The following is a 1,089-nucleotide window of genomic DNA, read 5'->3' as shown; positions in this document are numbered from 1 at the left end:
GTATTCAATGACGGCGGTTGTTCAGATACAGCTCAGGTAAGAGTAACAGTAAACATCCCAACAGTAGAAGTAGAAGCTGATGCCGGAGACGATCAGACGATCTGTGCGGGTGAGAGCGTAACTTTAACCGCAACTGGAGGTTCAGCCTATGTCTGGAGCAACGGAGAAACGACAGAAAGTATCACGGTAAGTCCATCAGAAACGACGACCTATACAGTAACAGTTTCCGAAGGGGATGTCAGTGCAACGGATGATGTAACGGTAAACGTAACTGCTTTACCAGTGGCCGATGCAGGAACGAATCAGACCATAGAACAAGGTGAGAGTGTAACCTTAACTGCAACCGGAGGAACATCTTATAAGTGGAATACAGGTGAGACTACAGCCAGTATCACAGTAACACCAAATCAGACCAGAACGTATACTGTTGAAGTATTCAATGACGGCGGTTGTTCGGATAGTGCTCAGGTAAAAGTGACTGTAAATGCAGTTAAAGTTGAAATCACAGCCGATGCCGGAGACGATCAGACGATCTGTGCAGGCGAGAGCGTAACTTTAACCGCAAGTGGAGGTGCATCTTATGTTTGGAGTAATGGAGAAACGACAGAAAGTATCACGGTAAGTCCATCAGAAACGACAACCTATACAGTAACAGTTTCCGAAGGTGATGTCAGTGCAACGGATGATGTAACAGTAAATGTAACAGCTTTACCAGTGGCCGATGCCGGATCAAATCAGACCATAGAACAAGGCGAGAGTGTAACCTTAACTGCAACAGGAGGAACATCTTATAAGTGGAATACAGGTGAGACTACAGCCAGTATCACGGTAACACCAAATCAGACCAGAACGTATACCGTTGAAGTATTTAACGACGGTGGTTGTTCAGATAGTGCTCAGGTAAAAGTGACTGTAGAAGCAACAAAAGTTGAAGTAGTAGCCGATGCCGGAGATGATCAAACCATCTGTGCGGGCGAGAGCGTAACTTTAACCGCAAGCGGAGGTTCAGCTTATGTCTGGAGCAACGGAGAAACGACAGAAAGTATCACGGTAAGTCCATCAGAAACGACGACTTATACAGTAACAGTT

Annotated in this window: 1 pseudogene; it reads left to right on the top strand. The window is 45.6% G+C overall.

Going from position 1 to position 1,089, the window contains the following annotated elements:
• Positions 1–1,089 (top strand): annotated as a pseudogene (locus I3217_RS14970) (hypothetical protein); the annotation flags it as partial.

It is taken from the genome of Formosa sp. S-31 (genome assembly GCF_051172795.1).
GTDB lineage: Bacteria > Bacteroidota > Bacteroidia > Flavobacteriales > Flavobacteriaceae > Formosa.
This window is presented reverse-complemented; position numbering and strand designations above follow the sequence as displayed.